Annotated in this window: 18 protein-coding genes; 8 read left to right on the forward strand and 10 right to left on the reverse strand. The window is 70.7% G+C overall.

Going from position 1 to position 22,296, the window contains the following annotated elements:
- The first annotated feature begins 180 nt into the window (after window positions 1-180).
- Window positions 181-3,084 carry a transglycosylase domain-containing protein gene (locus EDC02_RS36570; protein ID WP_123606665.1) on the forward strand — a complete coding sequence of 968 codons (2,904 nt, stop codon included), beginning with the start codon at window positions 181-183 and terminating at the stop codon, window positions 3,082-3,084.
- Between the two features lie 144 nt (window positions 3,085-3,228).
- Window positions 3,229-4,857, forward strand: coding sequence for a glycosyltransferase family 87 protein (locus tag EDC02_RS36575; RefSeq protein WP_123606666.1), 1,629 nt, complete (start codon window positions 3,229-3,231; stop codon window positions 4,855-4,857).
- Here EDC02_RS36575 and EDC02_RS36580 read toward each other — a convergent pair.
- Together EDC02_RS36580 and EDC02_RS36585 are read right to left on the reverse strand one after the other, a co-directional pair.
- Window positions 4,792-6,744, reverse strand: coding sequence for a hypothetical protein (locus EDC02_RS36580; protein ID WP_123606667.1), 1,953 nt, complete (start codon window positions 6,742-6,744; stop codon window positions 4,792-4,794). The genes EDC02_RS36575 and EDC02_RS36580 overlap by 66 nt on opposite strands.
- On the reverse strand, window positions 6,741-7,532 hold the full coding sequence (locus tag EDC02_RS36585; protein ID WP_123606668.1) for a deoxyribonuclease IV: 792 nt from the start codon (window positions 7,530-7,532) through the stop codon (window positions 6,741-6,743). The genes EDC02_RS36580 and EDC02_RS36585 overlap by 4 nt, the downstream gene beginning before the upstream one ends.
- A gap of 154 nt (window positions 7,533-7,686) precedes the next feature.
- On the opposite strand from EDC02_RS36585, the gene EDC02_RS39950 reads away from it, so the two are divergent.
- The 5 genes from EDC02_RS39950 to rplI all read left to right on the forward strand — a co-directional run bounded on the left by EDC02_RS39950 (window position 7,687) and on the right by rplI (window position 9,846).
- Complete coding sequence (locus EDC02_RS39950) at window positions 7,687-7,944, forward strand: hypothetical protein (RefSeq protein ID WP_148083777.1); 258 nt, start codon at window positions 7,687-7,689, stop codon at window positions 7,942-7,944.
- Window positions 7,945-8,186: 242 nt separating this feature from the next.
- Window positions 8,187-8,477: a 30S ribosomal protein S6 gene (gene rpsF / locus EDC02_RS36595; protein WP_123606670.1), complete on the forward strand. Its 291-nt coding sequence runs from the start codon at window positions 8,187-8,189 to the stop codon at window positions 8,475-8,477.
- 82 nt (window positions 8,478-8,559) lie between these two features.
- Window positions 8,560-9,099 carry a single-stranded DNA-binding protein gene (locus EDC02_RS36600; RefSeq protein ID WP_199758049.1) on the forward strand — a complete coding sequence of 180 codons (540 nt, stop codon included), beginning with the start codon at window positions 8,560-8,562 and terminating at the stop codon, window positions 9,097-9,099.
- Between the two features lie 43 nt (window positions 9,100-9,142).
- A complete protein-coding gene (gene rpsR, locus EDC02_RS36605; RefSeq protein ID WP_091551811.1) occupies window positions 9,143-9,382 on the forward strand; it encodes a 30S ribosomal protein S18 in 240 nt (79 codons plus the stop codon).
- A gap of 14 nt (window positions 9,383-9,396) precedes the next feature.
- A complete protein-coding gene (gene rplI, locus EDC02_RS36610) occupies window positions 9,397-9,846 on the forward strand; it encodes a 50S ribosomal protein L9 (RefSeq protein WP_123606671.1) in 450 nt (149 codons plus the stop codon).
- 70 nt (window positions 9,847-9,916) lie between these two features.
- Here rplI and EDC02_RS36615 read toward each other — a convergent pair whose 3' ends face one another.
- Both EDC02_RS36615 and EDC02_RS36620 read right to left on the reverse strand, forming a co-directional pair.
- A complete protein-coding gene (locus EDC02_RS36615; protein ID WP_199758121.1) occupies window positions 9,917-11,107 on the reverse strand; it encodes a hypothetical protein in 1,191 nt (396 codons plus the stop codon).
- 152 nt (window positions 11,108-11,259) lie between these two features.
- Complete coding sequence (locus EDC02_RS36620) at window positions 11,260-13,206, reverse strand: hypothetical protein (RefSeq protein ID WP_123606672.1); 1,947 nt, start codon at window positions 13,204-13,206, stop codon at window positions 11,260-11,262.
- Window positions 13,207-13,638: 432 nt separating this feature from the next.
- Here EDC02_RS36620 and dnaB point away from each other — a divergent pair, with 432 nt between their 5' ends.
- Window positions 13,639-15,975, forward strand: a complete 2,337-nt coding sequence (dnaB, locus tag EDC02_RS36625) for a replicative DNA helicase (RefSeq protein WP_123606673.1) — start codon at window positions 13,639-13,641, stop codon at window positions 15,973-15,975.
- A gap of 84 nt (window positions 15,976-16,059) precedes the next feature.
- Here the strand turns inward: dnaB and EDC02_RS36630 are convergent, their stop codons facing one another.
- The 6 genes from EDC02_RS36630 to EDC02_RS36655 form a co-directional block, all read right to left on the reverse strand.
- Complete coding sequence (locus EDC02_RS36630; RefSeq protein WP_123606674.1) at window positions 16,060-16,431, reverse strand: zf-TFIIB domain-containing protein; 372 nt, start codon at window positions 16,429-16,431, stop codon at window positions 16,060-16,062.
- 25 nt (window positions 16,432-16,456) lie between these two features.
- On the reverse strand, window positions 16,457-17,089 hold the full coding sequence (locus tag EDC02_RS36635) for a phosphoribosyltransferase (RefSeq protein WP_123607437.1): 633 nt from the start codon (window positions 17,087-17,089) through the stop codon (window positions 16,457-16,459).
- Window positions 17,090-17,160: 71 nt separating this feature from the next.
- Window positions 17,161-17,532, reverse strand: coding sequence for a CrcB family protein (locus tag EDC02_RS36640; RefSeq protein ID WP_123606675.1), 372 nt, complete (start codon window positions 17,530-17,532; stop codon window positions 17,161-17,163).
- Between the two features lie 28 nt (window positions 17,533-17,560).
- Complete coding sequence (locus EDC02_RS36645) at window positions 17,561-17,983, reverse strand: CrcB family protein (protein ID WP_123606676.1); 423 nt, start codon at window positions 17,981-17,983, stop codon at window positions 17,561-17,563.
- Window positions 17,983-19,266, reverse strand: coding sequence for a glycosyltransferase 87 family protein (locus tag EDC02_RS36650; protein WP_233606733.1), 1,284 nt, complete (start codon window positions 19,264-19,266; stop codon window positions 17,983-17,985). The genes EDC02_RS36645 and EDC02_RS36650 overlap by 1 nt, the downstream gene beginning before the upstream one ends.
- Window positions 19,267-19,384: 118 nt before the next feature.
- Window positions 19,385-21,919 carry a bifunctional diguanylate cyclase/phosphodiesterase gene (locus tag EDC02_RS36655; protein ID WP_123606678.1) on the reverse strand — a complete coding sequence of 845 codons (2,535 nt, stop codon included), beginning with the start codon at window positions 21,917-21,919 and terminating at the stop codon, window positions 19,385-19,387.
- Window positions 21,920-22,296 lie beyond the last annotated feature (377 nt).

The raw sequence follows: 22,296 nt of genomic DNA on the forward strand, positions 1-22,296 counted from the left end.
TCGCTGCGTAGGCACCAGAGAGTAGGCAGGGCAACGTTACTGGTTAACCGGACAAGTCACGATATTTCTGATGAAGTGGCTTTCGGCTGCTGGTGTCGCTCCGGCACCGGTAGTGGGCCAACTCACGGCAGACCGGTGGTGGCGCTGGAGCGCACCACCGCAACCGGCAGGGTGTGACACATGAACTCGTACGGCGACCCCAACTCCGCCCACGGGCGTGCCTACAGTCCAGGCAGCGGTGGCGGATACGGATCCGAGCCGGATGACTACCACTGGGCCGGTGCGGACGACGCCGGGCCGGCCCGCGGCCACTCCGCGCGGGGCGACTCCGAAGCGGGTTGGCACGGCGGAGAGACTTCCCGCGGACCGGTCAACCCCGGCACCGGTCGGGCCTCGGTCGGTGGCCGTGCTCCGGTCAGCGGTGCCTCCGCTGGACGGGCCTCGGTGGGTAGCGCGTCGGTAGGTAGCGCTTCGGTCGGCAGCGGCCCAGCCGGTCGGGCCCCGGTCGGTGGCCGTGCCCCGGTCAGCGGCGGCGCCCCGGTCGGTGGTGCCGCTGGCCGCGCCGGCGTCGGCCGGGCGACCGTCGGGCGGGCCAGCGTACGACCGGTCTCGCCGGCCGGTGGGTTCGGTGGCGGTCCGGGTGGTCCCGGCGGTCCGGGTGGTCCCGGCGGTCCGGGTGGTCCCGGCGGACCCGACGGCCCGTCCGGGCCGGGACGCCGTGGCAGGGGCGGGCGCGGCGGCGACCCCGCCGCAGCGAAACGGGCCAAGCAGCGTCGCCGGATCAACCTGCTGATCGCGTCGTTCGCGGTCCTGATCATGCTCACCGGCGGTGCGGTCGTCGGCGGCACCTACTACTCGACGACGGTCACCCTGCCCGAGGAGCTGCCGCTGCCGCTGGCCAGCACGATGTACGCCAGCGACGGCACCACCCGGATCGCCAAGCTGGGCGAGTTCAACCGGGTGTTCGTCACCGTCGACCAGATCCCCGAGCACGTGCAGCGAGCGGTGGCCTCCGCCGAGGACCGCAAGTTCTACGAGCACTCCGGCGTCGACTACGTCGGCATCGCCCGGGCGGCCTGGAACAACTTCACCGGCGGCACCCGGCAAGGTGCCTCGACGATCACCCAGCAGTACGCCCGTAACGCGATGGACCTGCAGGAGGTCTCCTACGCCCGGAAGGTCCGCGAGGCGGTGCTGGCCTCGAAGCTCACCGACCGGTACGACAAGTCCGAGATCATGGGCTTCTACCTGAACACCATCTACTTCGGTCGCGGCGCCTACGGCATCGAGGCCGCCGCACAGCAGTACTTCGGCAAGTCGGTCGCCGACCTGTCGGTCGCCGAGGGCGCGGTGATCGCGGCGGTGATCAAGCAGCCGGAGCCGGACGCGTCCACCGGGCACCAGGGCTACGACCCGGCGGTCAACGAGGCCGAGGCCAAGGTGCGCTGGGAGTACGTGATCGGTGGCATGGTCGAGATGGGTTGGCTGCCCGAGGCCGAGCGCCCGACCGAGTACCCGGAGATCCGGGAGGTCGACCCGAACAGCTGCATCATCGACTGTGGGATCAACACCCCCGAGGGCAACGTCATCAACTACGTCCGCGACGAGATGGTGCAGATGGGCATCTGCACGCCGGACACCTGCTCGCAGGAGCTGCGGCAGGGCGGTTACCGGGTGGTCACGACGATTGACCCGAAGATGCAGGACGCCGCGGAGAAGGCGATCTGGCGTAAGGCCAAGGGGTCGGCCATGGAGGGCCAGCCGGAGAACCTGATGGCGGCGATGGTCGCGATCGATCCGGAGACCGGCCGGGTGCTCGCCTACTTCGGCGGCGACAACGGCACCGGGCACGACTACGCCGGCCGCAACTACGAGAACGGCCAGTGGACCGGCGGCCACTCGCCCGGCTCGACATTCAAGATCTACACGTTGGCCGCCGCCCTGGACAACGACATCTCGGTCGACTCGCACTGGACGGCCAAGCCGTTCAAGGTCGAGGGCACCGAGATCGAGGTGCAGAACGCCGGCCGGAACGCCAGCTGTGGCGAGTGGTGCTCGCTGGAGTTCTCCACCGTCCAGTCCTACAACGTGCCCTTCTACCACGTCACCGAGCAGATCGGCGCCGACAAGGTGGTCGGCATGGCCAAGGCGGCCGGCGTCGGCACCATGTGGAACACCGCCGACAACAAGCCGTACGACCTGACCACGGCCGACCCGAAGGAGGTCGCTCCGTCGCCGTTCTTCAACGTGGTCGGGTACGGGCAGTACCCGGTGACAGTGCTCGACCACGCCAACGGGGTGGCGACGCTGGCCAACCGCGGGGTCTACAACAAGGCCCACTTCGTGATCTCCGTGGAGAAGAAGAACCTGGTCAGCGGTGAATGGGTGACGGCCGGTGGCGAGCAGCTCAAGCCGGAGCAGCGGATCCGGCAGGAGGTGGTGGCGGACCTGACCGACGTGCTGACCCAGATCCCGGACAACATCGGCAAGGACCTCAACGGCGGGCGCCCGGTCGCCGGCAAGACCGGCACCTGGGAGCTCAACGAGTCCAGCGGCGAGAACGGCGACGCCTGGATGGTCGGGTACACCCCGCAGATCGCCGCCGCTGTCTGGGTCGGCAACGTCGGAGACCGCAAGGCGATCCGCGACAAGAACAACAACAAGATCGGTGGTAGCGGACTACCCGCCATCGTCTGGCAGCGCTTCATGAACGAGGCGCACAAGGGGATGGACGTCGAACAGTTCCCGGCTGCCCGGGAGATCGGCAGCGTCGACGCCGGCAACGGCAAGTCCCCGGCCCCGCCGCCGCCGGACCCGCAACGGCCAGGACAGGGCGGGATCTGTGACGGTCCGCTGGGCGACCTGTTCTGCCCGGGCGGCGGGAACAACAACGGCAACAACAACGGCAACAACGGTGGCAACAACGGCGACCAGGACGACGGTGCCGGTGACCCCACCGGCACTCCCGGCAACGATCCCGACCCCAACGACGGTGAAGACCAGGGTGGCGGTATCGGGTTCGACTTCGGCGGTGGTGCCGGCGGCACCACCGTGCCGCCGACGCTGCCGCCACCGACACGCTGATCGACGGACGCAGATCGCCAACTACCGCGCCGGCCGGTGACCAGGTCAACTGACCTGGTCACCGGCCGGCGCGGTACATAGGCGAACTCGACATGCCGGTGCTGGGCAGACGGAAGCCGGTCGAGTACGGCAGGATGCCTGTTCATGAGCGTGCAGCCGCCGAACGGTATCGATGGAGTTGAGCGGGCCGAGCAACCTGGACCGGCCACCGCAGCCGAGGGCGAGACGGTCGAGCGGCCGCCCGTCGACCACCCGTCGCGCGCTGACCGGTTCGTCCGCGGCCTCTCCGAGGCGATCGGTGGCCCGCTGGGCCGGCACGCCGCCGGGCAGGACCGTGCCGCCGGTCGGCCCGGCCGGTTCTGGACCGCCGCCCGGATCGTGCTCGCCCTGATCTGCCTCAGTCTCGCCGCGCACTGGGTGCAGAAGTCGCCCTGCATGGACGGTGCCTGGCAGGACAACGTCCAGTACACCCGGTTCTGCTACACCGACGTGCTCGCCCTCTACTACGCCGAAGGGCTCAACGAAGGCAAGGTCCCCTACGTCGACCACCCCGTCGAGTACCCGGTGGTGACCGGCTACTTCATGGGCGTACTCGGGCTGCCGGTGCACGCGCTCGGCGCGGACCGGCCCGAGCTCAACCAGGCGATGTGGTTCTACAACGCCAACGCCCTGGTGCTCTGCGCGCTGGGGGTGGCCGCCGTGGCGGCGATCCTCGCCCTGCGCCGCCGCCGGCCGTGGGACGCCGCGATGTTCGCCCTCGCCCCCGCGCTGGTGCTGACCGCCACCGTCAACTGGGACATGCTGCCGATCGGGTTCGCGATGTTCGGCCTGTTCGCCTGGGTGCGGCAACGCCCACTGCTCGCCGGCGTACTGCTCGGCATCGGCGGCGCCGCCAAGATGTGGCCGCTGTTCCTGCTCGGACCGATCCTCGTCCTCGGCCTGCGGTCGGCCCGGATCCGGGCCACCGCCACCGCGATCGTCGCGGCGGTCGGCACCCTGGTCGCGGTCAACCTGCCGGTCTACCTCTTCGCCCACGACGGGTGGCGGCGGTTCTTCGAACTCAACTCCGAACGGCCGATCGACTGGGGAACGCTCTGGTACATCGGGCGTTACCTGGACGGCAAGTGGGCCGGTGGTACGCCCGGCGACCAGGGCCCGTTCCAGTGGCTCAGCGACCACATCCCGACGTTGAACACCCTGTCGTACGTCCTGTTCGGTCTTGCCTGCCTCGGCATCGGCGCGTTGGGAGTGCTCGCGCCGCGCCGGCCCCGGCTGGCCGCGTTGGCCTTCCTGGTGGTCGCGGCGTTCCTCATCTTCAGCAAGGTCTGGTCACAGCAGTTCACCTTGTGGCTGTTGCCGCTGATCGTGCTGGCCCGGCCGCGCTGGGGTGCCTTCCTCGCCTGGCAGGCCGCCGAGGTCGGCTACTTCCTCGCCTTCTACGGGCAGTTGCTCGGCACCGCGACCGGCAGCCAGGTCATTCCGGAAGGGGTCTTCGTGCTGGCCGCCACGCTGCGGCTCGGCACGGTGGTGGCGCTGTGCGTGTTCGTGATCCGCGACATCCTCCACCCGGAGCGGGACGTGGTGCGCCGCAACTACTCCGACGACCCGGACGGCGGCGTCTTCGACGGCGCGCCGGACGCCGGCTGGGTGTCCGAGGTCCGCCGCTGGTTCAACGACGAACGCGAACCCCGGCCGGCAGCCGGAGGATCACAGTCGGTAGACGACGGTGTCGCCGATGTCGACCCGGTCGATGCCGAGCCCGTCAACCGGTAGGTCGACGGTGGTCTGCCACGGCGTACCGGGCACCTGGTCACGCCGGAGCACCACGGTGCGTACGCCCAGCTCCCGCAGGTACCCGATGCTGGACTGGTCGGGGAACGTCCGGGTGATCTCCCGTACCTCGGCCAACTGGTCCGGGGTGAAGCCGCTGCCGCCGTTCACCACCGGCTGGAACCGGGTCGTCGACCAGAGCATCACGTGCTGGTCGAGATTCTGGCTGCTGGGCAGCACCAGGATCGGGCCGTCGTCGACCCGCATGATCTGCGGCTGCTCGGGCACCTCCGGATGCGGGGTGACGTTCAACCCCTCCACCAGGACCAGCAGCAGGGGCAGCAGGGTGGCCAGCCGCAGCAGCGCACCGGGCCGTTCGGTGACCCGCTGCCGGGCGATGTCGTCCACCCGGCGGACGAACGCCGCCACCGCGCCGGCGGCGAGGATCGCCAGCAGCAGCGTGGTCCACAGCATCATCCGGCCCGGTGTGCGGATCCCGTCCCAGCCGGGTACGTACTCGAAGAGCAGACCGTAGCTGTAGGTGCCGTCGAAGAAGCTGCTGCCCATCGCCAGGATCCCGGTGAGCAGTACCCCGGCGAGCAGCAACAACCGTTGCCGCCACGTCCAGATGGACAGCACCAGCCCGGCGAGCGCCAGCGCGTACAGCACGAAGCCGGGCAGCAGGGTCATCTCCGGATGCCAGGGCAGTGCCGCGCGGGCGTCGGCGTGCCGGTCGCCCCAGATCAGCGACTCCGCCGGCGCGGTGAAGAACCCGGACAGCGGCGGCGAGTACGCGGCCAGGTCGTCCATGGTCCGGGCGGCGTTCGGATGCAGTTCGGCGACCCGGAAGTACGGGATCGCCAGCAGCACCCCGACGGCGGTGAACAGCGCGCCGCCGGCCAGGTCGGTGAGCAGCAGTACGGCTCCGAACGGCTTTCGCTGCGGCCAGAACCAGGTGCGCCGGACCAGGTACATGGCCAGCGAGACCAGGCAGATGACCGCCAGGATATAGATGAACGGCAGACCGATACCGAATCCGAGGCTGACCTGCCATGCCGCGGTCAGCCAGCCGGCCAACGCCCAGGTGACACTGCGCCGCTGCGGTCGGTAGCCGTACCGCAGTGACCAGCCGTGCCCCCGGGCCAGCATGGCCAGCGCCAACGGGATACCGCCGTTGGAGACGATGTGCAGGTGCCCGGCCTGGGACAGTAACCACGGCGCGTACGCGTAGCCGGCCGCACCGACGGCCGCCGCGGTCCGCCCGGTGCCGAGCTGTCGGATCAGCGCGTACGCGCCGAGCGCAGCCAGCGCGTGGGCCAGCACGAAAATGATGTTGTAGCGCAGGACCGCCGCCACCGGTCCGTCGCCGATCATGCCGGCGGGCGCGTAGCCGAGCAGGGTGTCGGAGAAGGCGAAGCTCCACGACTGCGGGTAGAAGGTGTTCGCCTGCCACAGCTGGGTGGGGTCGGTCAGCAGGATGTGCCCGGACCAGGCCATCTGCCAGGCCTGCAAGGTCGGATCCCAGGTGTCCTGCGGGATCGTGTAGAGCGGGTAGCGCAGCGTGGGCCAGGTCATCGCCACCGCGACGACGAGCGCCACGACGGTGGCCAGGCTCCATTCGTGGATCAGCACCCGGACGACGGCCCGGCGGGCCCGTACCAGCCGACCCGGCCGGCCTTTCGGCGCGGGACCGAACGCGGTAAACGGGTCGTCGGTCGGCTCGGTTTTGGTCTCTGCCGGGTCGTCGGTCGCGACCGGCTCGGCCGCCGGCCGGCCCACCGTCGTCTCGTCGAGCTGTTGTTCGGTGCCGTTGATCGATGCCGGGTCGGGGCGGACCGGGTCGGCCGTGCTGGCCCGGTCGCCGTCGGCGGCTGCCCGCTTGCCGGTCATCGGGCCCGATCCTGCTGCCCCAGCCGATCTCGCAGGAAGGCGATGTCCGCCGCCTGGCCGTCGGTGCCACCCGGAGTCTCGACGATGACCGGCGCGTCGGCGGATCGGATCACGGCGACGATCAGTTCCGGGTCGATCATGCCGGCCTGGAGGTTCTCGTGGCGGTCCCGGCTGCTGTCGAAGGCGTCCTTGGACCCGTTGGCGTGGATCAGGTCGATCCGGCCGGTGATCGCCTTGACTCGGTCGACGATGCCAAGCAGGTCCTCACCTGCAGCGTGGGCGTGGCAGGTGTCGAGGCAGAAACCCGGCCCGAACTCGCCGATCGTGTCCCATAGTCGGGCCAGCGCGTCGAACCGTCGAGCGCAGGCGTTCTCGCCGCCTGCGGTGTTCTCGATCAGCACCGGCACCGGAAAACCGCCCTGGTCCCGCGCATAGGCGAAGGTCTTGCGCCAGTTGTCGAAACCCACCGCCGCGTCGTCGCCCCGGCTGACGTGGCCGCCGTGCACGATCAGACCCTTCGCCCCCACCTGACGGGCGCCGGTGGCGTGGCTCAGTAGGAGCTTGCGACTCGGGATCCGGATCCGATTGTTCGAGGTGGCGACGTTGATCACGTACGGAGCGTGCACATACCGGTCGACGTCCGAGTTGGCCAGCCGATCCGCGTCGGGGCGCGGCTGCGGGGCCTGCCAGCCCTGCGGGTCGGACAGAAAGAACTGGACCGCGTCTGCCCGGCGGTCGGCGGCTGCGGCGAGCGGGTCGCTGGGGTCGACGTGGGCTCCGATACGCATGGGGCCGAGCCTACGTGGCAAGCCCGACGATCCGGGCACCGGCGGTTCGTACCGACAGCCGGTCCGTACCTGTCGGCGAGGGCCGGCCGTCCGGCGAGCCGGTCGCGTCACCGCCGCCGACCGCGGTCGTTGCTCCGGGTAGAGAACCGGCCCGGTGTCTCCGCCGGTCGGCGCCGGCACCGACGTCTTCGTGCTGGGACCGGCGCCACCGTTCGTGCTGGGAGAGGACGTGCCGATAGAACTGTCGCTCGCGGACGGCGTGGCGGCCTCCTGGCTCGCCGGTCTGACCGGACAAGATCATCCAATCGGACTATTAGCGCTCCTTGCACTAATTGCCGTGATTGGCGTGTCTGTAGCGGCAATAAGGGTTATAGTTGTGCAACACGGGCAGAAGTTCAAACACCTGCCCTGACCAGCGCACAACTGCACAGGCTCCGCGGGGCGCCCCACGTCCAACCTCGTCGGTGTGGTCGTTCCTCCCCAGGTCCCACCCAAAGAATGCGGACAGGGGGCGCCCCGCGGCTCATGCGCCCAGCCGGCTATTCTTGACCGGTTGCGCCGACGTCAGTTGCCTGACTGGTCGTCGGCGTCACGACGCTGGACCTCCTGCCACGGAAGGACCGTGGCCGTCAGCCCACAGGAGGTGAGTACGTCTTGCGTCATTACGAGATCATGGTCATCCTCGACTCCAGCCTTGAGGAGCGCACGGTCGCGCCCTCGCTCGACACGTACCTCAACGTGATCCGCACTGCCGGAGGCTCGGTCGAAAAGCTCGACGTCTGGGGCCGCCGTCGCCTCTCCTTCGAGATCAACAAGAAGGCGGAAGGCATCTACGCGGTCATCGATCTGCAGGCCACCCCGGATGCTGTCGCCGAGCTGGACCGCCAGCTGCGACTCAACGAGTCGGTGCTGCGTACCAAGGTCATTCGGCCGGAGACGCGCTGACCGCGTCCCACCGGTCCGCCCGACAGCACACGTCGGTCCTGTCACACGGCTCTGGCAGCCTGGTGACGAGGACATCGACCGAGTGCGCGAGGAGATGGTCATGGCAGGAGATACCACCATCACGGTCATCGGCAACCTGACCGATGACCCTGAGTTGCGCTTTACCCCGTCGGGAGCAGCGGTTGCCAAGTTCCGGGTGGCCTCGACCCCCCGGTTCATGGACCGAGCCTCCGGCGAGTGGAAGGACGGCGAGCCGCTCTTCCTGTCCTGCACGGTGTGGCGCCAGGCGGCGGAGCACGTCGCCGAGTCGCTCCAGCGGGGTGCCCGGGTGATCGTCTCGGGTCGGCTACGGCAGCGGTCGTACGAGACCCGTGAGGGCGAGAAGCGGACTGTCATCGAGTTGGAGGTCGACGAGATCGGCCCGTCGCTGCGGTACGCCACGGCGAAGGTGCAGAAGATGTCCCGATCCGGCTCCGGCGGCGGCGGCTTCGGCGGCTCCGGTGGCGGTGGCAACCAGGGCGGCGGCTTCGACGACCCATGGGCCACGGCCGCGCCGGCCGCGCCGGCCGCCTCGTCCGCCCGTTCGGGCGGCGGGAACTTCGACGAGGAACCTCCATTCTGATATGGCTTCCAACGCCCGCGATCGCAAACCAGGAGCACGAGCAATGGCCAAGGCTGCGGCACTTCGCAAGCCGAAGAAGAAGGTGAACCCGCTCGACAAGGACGGGATCACCTACATCGACTACAAGGACACCGCGCTGCTGCGCAAGTTCATCTCCGACCGGGGCAAGATCCGCGCCCGCCGGGTGACCGGGGTGACCTCCCAGCAGCAGCGGCAGATCGCCCGTGCGGTCAAGAACGCCCGTGAGATGGCGCTCCTGCCGTACACCACCACGGCCCGCTGAGCGGAGGCACCGATATGAAGATCATCCTCACGCAGGAGGTGTCTGGGCTCGGTTCCCCCGGGGACATCGTCGAGGTGAAGGACGGCTACGGCCGGAACTACCTGCTGCCCCAAGGGTTCGCGATCTCCTGGACCAAGGGCGCCGAGAAGCAGGTCACCTCGATCAAGCGGGCCCGCTCCGCCCGGGAGATCCGCGACCTCGGGCACGCCAACGAGGTCAAGGGTCAGCTGGAGAGCCTGAAGGTCACCCTGACCGCCCGGGCTGGCGACGGCGGTCGACTGTTCGGCTCGGTCACCCCGGCCGAGGTCGTCGACGCCGTCCGTACCGCCGGTGGTCCGGCGCTGGACCGGCGGCGGCTGGAGCTGCCCGGCCACATCAAGTCGGTCGGCACCTACCCGGTGAAGATCAAGCTGCACCCGGACGTCACCGCCAAGTTCGACCTCAGCGTGCTGCAGGCCAGGTAGCTCCGGCCGGCACAGCGAGCGAGACATCCGGTTCAGGGGCCACACCATCTGATGTGGCCCCTGAACCATGTCAGCGTAGGGTGCTGGAGACGACGACCGGATCCCCGGACCCGAGGTAGAAGATGCCCGGGTAGCCGGCGGTGGCGAAACCGTGACTAGTGTTGCGGTGCAGCACCGAATCGGTCAGTTCGAGCGTGCCGGACCGGTCGTTGCTGACGAAGAAGATGGCCCCGCCACCTTCCCGCGCCTCATTGTCGGCGATGACGGTGCCGGCGATCGAGACGGTGAACCGATTGCCGTCGGCGTAGATCGCTCCGCCACTACCGCCGCCCGGGGTGCCGGGCTTGGCCGGATTCGCACCGTTGCCGGTCGCCGAGTTGTGCGTCAGTACGCTGTTCAGCACGATCCACGAGACACCGATGCTGCTCAACGCCCCGCCGTTGGCGCACACCCCGCCGTCGCCGGGCGCCCCGCCGAAGGTGCTCTGCACCACGTACACCGGCTGGTCCTGCCACTGGTCCAGCACCCGGATCGCCGCGCCGCCGAGGTCCGGGCCGGTCGGTTCGCACCGGTTGCCGACGAACCGGGAGTTGACCACCCGGAACTGGCCGCCCCGGACGAAGATCGCGCCACCGCCACCACCGTCGACCTGCTCACCGGTGGAATCGCCGTCGGCGAAGGTCACGTTCTGCACGACCAGTTCCGGATGGTCCTGATCGTTGCAGTGCGAGGTCGTCCAGCCCTGCGCCTCGTCGCAGGTGTTCATGTACAGGATTCGTCGTTGCCCGCCGCCGCTGAGGGTGACCAGCCCGCCGCCGTCCAGCACCACCTGCCGACTGGCGGCGTTGCGGACCTTCGCTGTCCGGTCCATCGTGATCACCACCGGTTCCGGCCCGCAGGCGAAGGTGATGATCCCGCCGGCCGCGACCGCCGCGACGACCGCCTGGGAGGTGCAACTGGTCGGCGTACCGTCGCCGATCGTGCGGGTCGGCCGGCTGGTGTCCACCGCGCGGGCCCGCGCCGGCACCTGAGCTCGCCCGTCGGGGTTGCCGGCGGCCGGTCCGGCCGCCGTTGTCCGCTCGGGAGCCTCCGACGGCACCGGGGCCGCGCCCAGCCCGGCCGCGCCGGACGGTGGTGGTGTGCCATCCGGCGGGACAGTGGCCGGCGCGGTGGTAGCGGACGACGTCCCGGGCTGTGCCCCGCTGGCAGGCGGACCGTCGCCGACCGCAGAGCCGTCGCCGGCCGCGCCGCAACCGGTCACCAGTACGGTCACCAGTACGGCGAGCGGCGGCCCGGTAACGGTCAGGTTGATCCTCCGGATGCGGCTGAACACCGGTCGATCCTAGGAGCACGGCACCCGCGACGAACAGCGCGAACAGTCGGGGATCCGGGGCCCGCCCGGTAGATCCGGTGTCAGCCGATCGGCTGGCCGGTGATCGCGCTGGCGAGCACGGTCGACATGCCGCCGCCGATCACCGCCGACGCCAGGCCGACACTCGATGCGCGCCACGTGCCGCTGACCCACCTGATCGACACCGCCAGGACCAGCGAGATCATCAGCGCGTACGCGAAATCCGGCGCGGCGGCCAGCAGCGAGTTGATCGCCTGCGCCCGAGCGGAGAGGCAGTCGCCGTCCACCCCGAGCACGCAGTCGGTGGTCGCCGGGGTGCCGTCCAGGGTGAGGCTCCAGATCAGAAACGCCACCACCGGCAGGGCGTACCAGGCAGCCGTGTACAGCAGTGAGGACAAATAGCCGCCCTGATCAGCGTCGATCAGCTCATCGTCGATCCGGTACGTCAGCCGACGCTGCGACGGCGGCTCGTACCTCGGCCGTGGTCGTTGCTCGGGCAGCACCCGGGAGCGGGGCGCGCTCGGCAGGGCGATCGGTGACCGGGGTGCCGAAGCCGGCGTCTCCACCCACCTGGGGTCGTCTGCGGCCAGCCGGGTCCCCGACCAGAAGGTGCCTTCCCGGCCCGGCTCGACCTGCGGCCACGGATCGACCGGCGGAAGGACGTCGTCGACGTCGCCGACCTCGGCCGCGCGTCTCTTGCGCGCCCCGGTGCGGCTACCGGCCGGCCAACTCTCCGGGCCGTCGCCCCGGTGCCACTGATCGGTCTGGTCGCCGATTTCGCGCCAGCTGTCGACCGGCTCCGGGCGGTACGCCCCGCGGCTCAGCTCCTCAGCCCGGCGGGTGGGCGGCTGTGCCGGGCCCGCGCCGATCGCCCGCGGCGAGGACGCGGTACGCGGCCAGGTGCCGGTCTCGTCGGTGAACTCCCGCCGGGGCGGTTCGATCTCGCGACGGGCCGGCCGGTCCCATCGCCCGGCCTGGTCCGCCTCCCGTGGCCACCCGCCGGCGCGTTCGGTGCCCCGGGACCATTCGCTGGTGTAGTCGGCCCCCCGGGACCATTCGCTGGTGTGGTCCGTCGCGCTGGACCATCCGCTGGTGGGGTCGGAACGCCTCGACCACTCGCCGGTGTGGTCCGATCCACCGGACCACCCGCTGGCGGGCTCGTCGTCGCGTAGCCACTGCGCCGCGTGATCGTCGTCGAGGCGACGCCGGATGTCGGCGCGGCCGCGCCGTCGGCGACCGGGACGGTCAGCGTCGGACGGCTGGCCGGTACGACGGGACGACCGACGACTGCGGCCGCCGTACCCCTCCAGGTCACCGGGGTCAGCTGGATCATCGGGCGGCGCCGACCACCGGGCCGGCGCGGTCGACCAGGTCGCGGGTGGCGCAGTGGCTGGACCGTCCGGGTCGAGCGGCCCGGCGCCCGACACCGGCCCGGAACGGCTATCGGGCGGTTCGCGCCGCCAGCCCGTCGGATCACCGGATACCGGGCTGCCGGAGATCGGGTTCCCGGAGATCGGGCTGCCGGAGATCGGGTCCTCGGCCGCGCGGCGCCGGCCCGGTGTCCGCCGGGGCCGGTCCCAGTCGGGGGCGTCCATCCCGGGACCGGCCGCTGGTAGTGCCGGACGGCCACGGGACCGGCGGCTCCGTACCGGCTGCTCGGGAATCTGCCACGATTCGTCGCGGTGCCGCCCGGCCCGGCCAGCTGGCGGATCCCGGTGCACCGGCTCACCTGCCGGCGGGGTCGGGCCGGCGGGCAGCGCCCACCGGTCCGTCGCCGGGCTGCTCCGGTCGGCCTGGTGCCGCGCACCGTCGCGTTGGTCCTCGTAGCGGACGCGTTGGTCCTCGTAGCGGCGCCGGCCGCGTGGCGCCTCGTCATCCTCGGCGGGGTCGTAGTGCCTCGAACGACGAGAGCGTGGTGCCGGGTCGGCATCGGTGTCGTCGGGCCACCGGGCAGCCGACCGCCGCTCGCGTGGAGGGCGGTCGCCGTACTCCCAGTCCCGGTAGTCCACCGCCGGAGCCTCGCCCCTTCGCTATCGAGCCGTGATCGGCTGGGCCGGCGAATCAGTTCCCGCCCGATAGTAGCCGGTAGCCCGGTGGGCAGCCCGGTGAAGATTTTTGTCCACCGGCTGTGGATTGCATAGTCCCAGCTCAGCAGGTGTCTCTCCGGGTTTACGGCGAGTTTTCCACAGGCTGTGCACAAGGTTGTGCACAGCCTGCGCCATCCTGTCCACAGCTTGTCCAGAGGTTCATCCACCGCCGTGTTTGGGCCTGCCGCCGCAAGTCCGTATCGTTTCCCGGAGCCCTCCCACGCCGATGCGACGCCCCCCGGTCGCCCGGTCCCTGGTGGGCCCGACCGCAGGTCGTCGACGACGCACGAGCAGACGATGTCGTACCCGCGCAGTTGACTCGCGGCAGTGATGTAGTGAAGGGGGGGCGCCCGGATGTCCATCACGGACGACCTGCAGACCGAGCCCCGGCCACCGGCCCGCCCGTCCGGCCCGCCCGGCCCGCCGGCCAAGCCACCCGGTCCACCCACCGGCGGTGAGCCCTTCGACCGTACGCCCCCCCAGGACGTCGCCGCCGAACAGTGCGTCCTCGGCGGAATGCTGCTCTCCAAGGACGCCATCGCCGACGTCGTGGAGATCCTCAAGCCGCACGACTTCTACCGCCCGATCCACGCCACGGTCTTCGACGCGGTGCTGGACCTGTACGGGCGAGGCGAGCCGGCGGACGCGATCACCGTCTCCGCTGCGCTCGCCAACTCGGGTGACCTCGGCCGGATCGGCGGCGCGCCGTACCTGCACACCCTGATCGCGAGCGTGCCCACCGCGGCCAATGCCTCCTACTACGCCAGGATCGTCGCCGAGCGCGCGGTGCTGCGCCGCATCGTCGAGGCCGGCACCAAGATCGTGCAGCTCGGGTACGGCTCGGCCGCCGGTGGCGGCCGGGACATCGACGACGTCGTCGACCTCGCTCAGCAGGCGGTCTACGACGTCACGGAACGGCGGGTCAGCGAGGACTTCGCGATCCTGGCCGACATGCTGCAGCCGACCCTCGACGAGATCGAGGCGGTCGGTGCCCAGGCCGGCATGATGACCGGGGTGCCCACCGGGTTCACCGACCTGGACCGGTTGCTCAACGGGCTGCACCCCGGGCAGTTGATCATCGTCGCCGGCCGGCCCGGCCTCGGCAAGGCGCTGGCGCTGGACACCCCGCTGCCCACCCCGACCGGCTGGACCACCATGGGTGAGGTCGCGGTCGGTGACCGACTACTCGACGCCGCCGGTCGACCCACCACGGTCGTCGGCACCTCTGCGGTCCTGCTCGGCGGACGGTCCTACCAGGTCGAGTTCTCCGACGGCTCGGCCATTGTCGCCGACGGCGACCACCTCTGGCAGGTGACGCACCGGCCTGCCGTGCCGGTACCGGCCGCTGCAGCGCTTGCCGCTGTCGCCCCGGCACCGGTCTCGGCCGCCCCGGCACCGGCCGGCCGGTCCGGGCCACGACCGGCCCAGTCCGCATTTGCACGGTCCACCCAGGTACTGACCACCGAAGAGATTCTGGACCTGCTCGACCGGTCACCGGCGGAGCACCCCGACGTCACCGTCACGAACTGCCGTGCCTTGGCGCTGCCCGACCGCGACGACCTGCCGGTGCCGCCGTACCAGTTGGGGGTCGATCTTGCCGGTGGTGACCCGGCCGCCGACCACCGCCAAATCGACCGGCGGATCCCGGACGCGTACCTGCGGAGTTCCGAGCGGCAGCGGCGGGCGCTGCTGACCGGTCTGTTGGACACCGCCGGCACCCGCAACCCGGGCGGGCTGGACGAGTACCGGACCACTTCGCGTCTGATGGTCGAGACGGTACGCGAGTTGGTGGCCAGCCTCGGTCTGCACTGCACGGTGTCGGCGGCCACCGTGCAGGGCCGGATGACCTCGCCATCCACCGTCTATACGGTGACCATCCACACCCACGACGACCAGCGGCGACGGGTTACCTCGGTCCGACCGGTCCGAAGCGTGCCGGTGCGCTGCGTCACCGTGGACAACCCTGACCATCTTTATCTCGCCGGCCGGACGATGATCCCGACGCACAACTCGACCGCGTCGATGGACTTCGCCCGCAACGCGGCGATCCGGGCCGGCCACGCCAGCGCGATCTTTTCGCTGGAGATGAGCAAGGTGGAGATCGTCATGCGGCTGCTCTCCGCCGAGGCGAAGGTGCCGTTGCATGTCCTGCGCTCCGGCCAGCTCTCCGACGACGACTGGACGAAGCTGGCCCGGCGGATGGGCGAGATCAGTGAGGCGCCGCTCTTCGTCGACGACACGCCCAACATGAACCTGATGGAGATCAGGGCCAAGGCGCGGCGGCTTCGGCAGCGGCACGACCTGAAAATGATCGTCGTCGACTACCTGCAGCTGATGACCTCACCGAAACGCACCGAGAGCCGTCAGCAGGAGGTCGCGGACCTGTCCCGTGGGCTCAAGCTGCTGGCCAAGGAGGTCGAGTGCCCGGTGATCGCGGTCAGCCAGCTGAACCGTGGCCCTGAGCAGCGTACCGACAAGCGGCCACAACTGTCCGATTTGCGCGAATCGGGGTCAATCGAACAGGACGCGGACGTGGTGATCCTGTTGCACCGAGATGACTACTACGACAAGGAGTCGCCTCGGGCGGGCGAGGCGGACTTCATCGTCGCCAAGCACCGTAACGGGCCGACCGACACGGTGACCGTCGCCGCGCAGCTGCACCTCTCCCGGTTCGTCGACATGGCGATCTGAGCCACCATGCCGGGACGGCCCCCCGCTCCCGGCATGGTGGCGGCCCGGACCAGCGCAGAGTTCCGGACCGCCGGGGGAACAGGCTCAGTCGAAGAGCTGGTTGAGGAAGCTCTTCTGCCGCTTGTGCCGGTAGTGCCCGTGGTAGCCGTGGTGCCCGTAGGCGGGAGCCGGCGGGTAGGCCGCCGGGGCCGGCGGCGGGTAGCCGGGCTGGTGGTGCGTCGGCTGGGGCGGCGGAGGCGGCGGATATCCGCCGGCCGGACTTGGTGCCGGGCGGGGCGGTTGACCCGGCTGCTGGCCGCCGGCACCACCGTTCCAGGCTGCCTCAGCGTCCAGCAGTCGCTCCAGCTCGCCCCGGTCCAGGAAAATGCCGCGACACTCGGTGCACTGGTCGACGGTGATCCCACTGCGCTCGTACTGCCGCATGGCGCCGTGACACTTGGGACAGTTCATCTGCATGACTCGACGGTACCGGCTCCGATCCTCACCTGCCGACTGGCAACGCGGCGACCTCGTCGTCGGACACCTGGTGGAAATCCTGGTAGTAACGGCCGACGGCGCGGAAGTCCGCTGGCCGCAGCGGGCAGACGACCTCGTCGACCACGTCTTGGAGCGTGGCGATCGCCTCGGCCGAGCCGACCGGCACCGCCAGCACCACTCGGTCCGCACCGAGGCTTCGACTCACCGCGACCGCCGCCCGGGCCGACGCACCGGTGGCCAGCCCGTCGTCGACCAGGACGGCGGTCCGGCCGCGTAGGTCCAGCGGCGGCCGGTCGCCCCGGAACAGCCGCTCGCGGCGGCGCAACTCGGTGGTCTCCTCGGTGGTGATCTGGGTGATCTGTCCCGGGTCGAGCTGGTCGGCGATCTCCCGGTTCAGCACCCGCACTCCGCCCGGCCCGATCGCGCCGAAGGCGACCTCGGACGCCGACGGCAGGCCGAGTTTGCGGATGACCAGCACGTCGTACGCCACGTCGAGCTGGTCGGCGACCACCGCCGCAACCGGCGCCCCGCCCCGCAACAGTCCGAGGACGACGACGTCCGGTCGCCCCCGCAGCTGCGCCAACTGCCCGGCCAACTGCTCCCCGGCGTCGTGGCGGTCCCGGTATCCCATCTCCATGTCCTCAAGGTGTACGCCGTTTCCCGTCCGTCCGCCGCGCGGTCGGGCGGATTCCACACCGACGGTCGCGGTCACCCTGCCAGGACGTCGCCGGCCAGGCGGCCGACCAGCAGCGCGGCGAATCCGGCCAGCAAGGTGCCGGTGGCGTAGCCGGCGGCCGTCCAGCGATCGCGTGTGGAGCCGCCGGCCAACTGGACCACCTCGTAGGCGAACGTCGAGTACGTGGTCAGCGCGCCGCAGAGGCCGGTGGCGAGCAGCCGGGCCAGCCAGCCGGCACCGGCCAGTCCGGCACCGGCGAGCAGGCCGATCAGCGCGGCCCCGGCCAGGTTGACCAGGAAGGTGCCCCAGAAGCTGGGCCGACCGAGCCCCACCACGACCCGGTCGGTGAGGTAGCGAACCAGCGCGCCGACCGCCCCGCCGCACATCACCAGGAGCAGACTCATCCCGTACCTCCCGGATGGTCGGGGCGGGTCACCGGACCCGCCGCGCGATCCGGTCGGCGAGCGGCCGGGCCGCCGCGCCGCCGAGCCAGACCGCGACCAGCGCGCCCGCCAGGGTGCCGAGCGCGTAGCCTGCGGCCAGCCCGGGCCGTCCGGCGGCGAGCAGGTCGGCGACCTCCAGGGTCTGGACCGAGAAGGTGGTGAAGCCGCCGAGTACGCCGGCACCGAGGAACGGCCGGAGCAGCCGGTTCGGCCGTGGCACGGCGGTGACCAACCGCATCAGGACACCGATCAACGCGCATCCGACGAGGTTGGTGACCAGGGTCGGCCAGGGCAGTCCACCTTCGGCCGGGCCCGGCCAGCCGGCGGCGATGCCGTAGCGGGCGGCCGCCCCGGCCGCGCCGCCGACAGCTACCACGGCGAGGACCGCCGGTGCCGCCGACCCTCGGGGCATCACCGGTCGGGCCGGTACACCGGCACTGGCTCGTCGCGGTCCGGCGCGACCGCCTGCGCCTCGGTGACCCGGAGCACGGGGACCCAGCTGAACAGGGCGACCGGGTAGAGCAGGTAGCCGAACCGGGTCGACGGCAGCAGCAGCGTCGCGGCCAGCAGGCCGAGGCCGCAGATCAGCGCCGCCGTGGCGGCGGTCCGTGGCGGCCGGCGGACCAGCCGTACCGCGATGGCGAACCCGGCGAGCAGCAGCAACCCGCCAGCGACGATCCGCCCGCCGGGCATCCAGGTGGCGATCAGCATGCCGGGCAGCGGCGAGGCGGCCGGGCTGGCCACCATGCCGGCACCGAGTGGGAAGCCCAGCACGTTGTGGATCAGCGCGGCGTGGTCGACCACCGCCACCGGCAGCAGGGCGAGCAGCGGCAGGGTGATCCCGCCGGCCGCGACCCGACCCGCGGCCCGTCGACCACGGGTGGCGGCGTGGCAGAGCAGCACCAGCAGGATCGGCCAGGCGAACAGCTTGAGCGCGGCGGCCGCGCCGATGGCCGTCCCGGCGGCCGCGTACCGGCCGCCGGCGCAGAGCACCAGGGCGAGCAGGGCGAGGGCCAACACCGGCAGGTCGTCGCCGCCGGTGCTCATGGCCAGCGCGGCGATCGGCAGTACGGTGCTGAGCTGAGCGGCGCGCACGAGTACCCGATCGCCGGCTGGGCCGGCCCGGCGCCGCGCCAGGGTGAGGGCAGCGGCCAGGGCGGCGAGGGTGGCGACGGCGAACCAGACCCGGGCGTCGGTCCACCAACCGGTGCCGGCCAGCGCCCGGGGCAGCCCGAAGATCGCCATCCCGGGCTGGTACGGCAGGTAGCCGAGCAGCCGTTCGTCCGCCGGTAGCGCCGCGATCTGTTGTTCGGACAGGTACGGGCTGCCGTCGGCGAGTAGCCGGGAGGCACCGCCGTCGTCAACCACGACTACCTCTTCCTGGGCCCGGTCGGTGCGCCCATCGGCCCGCTGCTCGGCCTGCCGGACCAGAGGCACCGCGACCACCGCCGCCCAGGTGACTCCGGTCAGCCACGCGCGGGCGGTGCCGCCGGTCAGCCGCTGGTGGGCCGTGGTGCGCCGGACGACGAGTTGGCCGACCACGACGAGGGCGGCGGCCGCGTACCCGACGACCGCGACGGCTCCCCAGGCTCGGTGCGGGGCGAGCGTGGAGGCGACCGCGGTGGCCGCCGCGAAGACTGCGGAGAGCAGATAGAGGGTCAGGTCGCCGACGAGGCCGTCGGCGCCCCGGTCCAGTTGTGCCCAGCGGCGGGCGGCGACGGCCCGCCACCGCCGGGCCGGGTCAGCCGGGCGGCGCTGGTGTGCTGCGGGTCCGGCCGCCGTGACGGTCACGCCGGCAAGTCTGACAGAACGGTCAGGCTGGCAGGTGCGGTACCTTCTCGTTCCGGTGCCGTTGGCCGGCCCGGCGGGTCTGGTCGATCCGGACCACGGCGCCTTCGTCGTGCAGTGGACTGGCCAGGCTGCCGGGGCGGCCGCCGGATCCGCACTGCAGCGCGGTGAGCAGCCGGTGGGCCGGCATCGGCCGGGCGAACAGGTGTCCCTGACCGGCGGTGCAGCCGATCGTCCACAGCGTGCGGCGCTGTGGCTCGCTCTCCACGCCCTCGGCGACGACGGACAGGCCGAGGCTGCGGCCGAGGTCGACGGTCGACCGGATGACGGCGACCGCCTCGGAGGAGGCCTCCATGCTCATCACGAACGACCGCGCGATCTTGAGCTCGTGCACCGGGACCCGGGACAGCATGGACAGCGACGAGTAGCCGGTGCCGAACTCGTCCAGGGCGAGCCGTACCCCGGCGTCGCGGAGTTGGCCGAGCACCTGGTCGACCACTTCGAGCTGGCTGAGGGTGAGGGTCTCGGTCAGCTCCAGGATGAGCCGGTCGGGCGGGACGTCGTGGGCCTGCAACCGGGCCAGTACGGCACCGGGGAACCGCCGGTCGAGCAGGCTGCGCGGGGACAGGTTGACCGCGACCGGCAGCGCGAAGCCGGCTTCGTGCCAGGTGGCGGCGGCGATCAGGGACTGTTCCAGGACCGCGTCGGCGAACGCGGGGAGCAGACCGGAGCGTTCGACGGTCTCCAGGAAGCGCTTCGGGTCGAGACGTCCCCGGTCGGGGTGCTGCCAGCGGGCGAGCGCCTCGGCGGCGATCACCTCCCCGGTGCCGAGATCGACGATCGGTTGGAAGTCGACGTTGAACTCGTGCTGGGCGACCGCCCGACGCAGGTCCCCGCCGAGCGCCAGCCGGCCGACGTCGGCGGTGTCCCGGCTGCGGGCGTAGACGGCGGTCCGGCCGCCGGATCGCTTCGCCTGGTACATCGCCACGTCGGCGCGGCGCAGCAGTTCGGCCATTCCGCCGCTGCCCGGTGCGACGGCGATGCCGCCGCTGGCCTCGACGTTTATCCGCATGCCGTCGAGTTCCATCGGTTCGCAGATCGCGGCGAGTAGCGCGTCCGCGCGGTGCGCGGCGATCGCGGGAGCCGGCAGCGTGGTCAGCAGTACGGCGAACTCGTCGCCGCCGAGCCGGGCCACCAGGCCACCGGGCTGCACGTTCACGGACAGTCGCCGGGCGACCTGGATCAGCACCTTGTCGCCGGCGCCGTGGCCGAGTGTGTCGTTGATCTCCTTGAAGTGGTTGAGGTCGACGAGGAGCAGCGCGGTGATCCCGCTGGTGCGCCGTCGGCCGAGCAGTTCGGAGCCGTGCTCCATCAGCCGGCGTCGGTTCGCCAGCCCGGTGAGTTCGTCCTGCGCGGCCTCCCGGGCGTGCCGTTCGGCGACCTGGTTCAGCTGCCGGTAGAGCGAGGCGTTGCGGACCGCCGTGCACAGTGCGGACGCGAAGGTACGCAGCGTGTAGTGCTCCCGGTCGGAGAATTTGACCGGGCCGGTCAGGCAGAGCCGCAGGGTGCCGACGCTGAGGGTGCTGCCCGGACCGGCGAGCGGCACGGCGATCACGGTCCGCATGTGCGGGGTGGGTGCGCTGCCGGTGGGGCCGTCGTACTGCACGCCGTCGCTGTTGCCCTGGACCAGCCGGGCGGGTTCGTTGAGTTCGACCTCGACCCGGTCGGTGGAGAACAGGTCGGCGGCCTGTACCACCGCGATGGACAGCACGGCGTCGAGATCGACGACGTTGAGCGCGTCGGTGGCCCGGGCGAGCCGCTGCCAGGCCTGCTGGTCGTCGCGGGCCCTGGCATGTCCGGCGTAGGCCAGGTGGATGCAGAGCACCACCGGTGGGATCGTCACCAGCAGCCACTGGTCCGCCTTGAGGATCAGCAGGATGGCGACGATCAGCGGGAACCGGATCACCGCGCTGGAGATCCTGAGTCCGAGGTTGTGCCGGAAGATGGCACAGAGCCCGGTTCCGGTGTCGCGGGCGATGACCGGGATGGTGAGCACCTCGTCGAGCACGACCGCCACGACATAGGCGGTGACGAGTGGCCCGAAGAACGCCACGCTGTAGATCGCCAGCTCGGGATCCCAGTTCAGCGTGTGCAGGACGGCGCCAGCGGCGGAGGCGACGAGCATGTTCTTCGCGATGGCGAAGGTCGCCTTTATCCGGGCGATCCGTTGCACGATCATCGCGAGGCCGACACCTAGGCCGGTGCAGAGCACCACCAGGGTGGCGGGTGCCACCGCGAGTCCGACCAGGATGGCGACTTCGCTCCAAGCGATGGCGTGGGCTGTCGATCGGATCCGGACGCGCCATTTGACGGTGACCCCGACTGCGGCGAGGAAGACCAAGGCGGCGACGAGCGCCAATTCGTCGGGGGTGGTGACCAGCGACCCGGCGACGAGGTAGAGCGACGCGACACCGACGGCTACCGCACAAACGGCGACGAGACCGACGAGCAGCACCAGCTGCCGATCGGTCTCGTTGTCGCGTCGAACCGTGCGGGTCACACCCGTTCCTGATCTTGTTGCGCTGCGTGGCCCGCAGAACTACTGCTCGTCATCGGTAGACGACAGTATCAGTACCATTCGTTGCTGCGCATGGTCTTCCCCTCCACTCGATTGGGCAGTTGGTGCTGCCGGCTTCTTGCTGACAGGAGAACCATAGAGTTGCGATATGCCACTTGCATACGGATAAATGTCCATATGTGCATGATTAGTGAAGATGGCGGCGGTTTGTCACCGTTGGTTATTGATCGCCGACGGAATGCACTCGAACAGGTTCGCTCATAACCTTATGGATTCCTTAGGCATGCACGATTTGCGGGCTGTAGTAGGTTTCCGCGAAGGTAATCCGGGAAGTGGGGTTCGGTGGGAGAAGTGGGAGG

Origin of the sequence: Micromonospora sp. Llam0 (assembly GCF_003751085.1) — a bacterium.
GTDB lineage: Bacteria > Actinomycetota > Actinomycetes > Mycobacteriales > Micromonosporaceae > Micromonospora_E.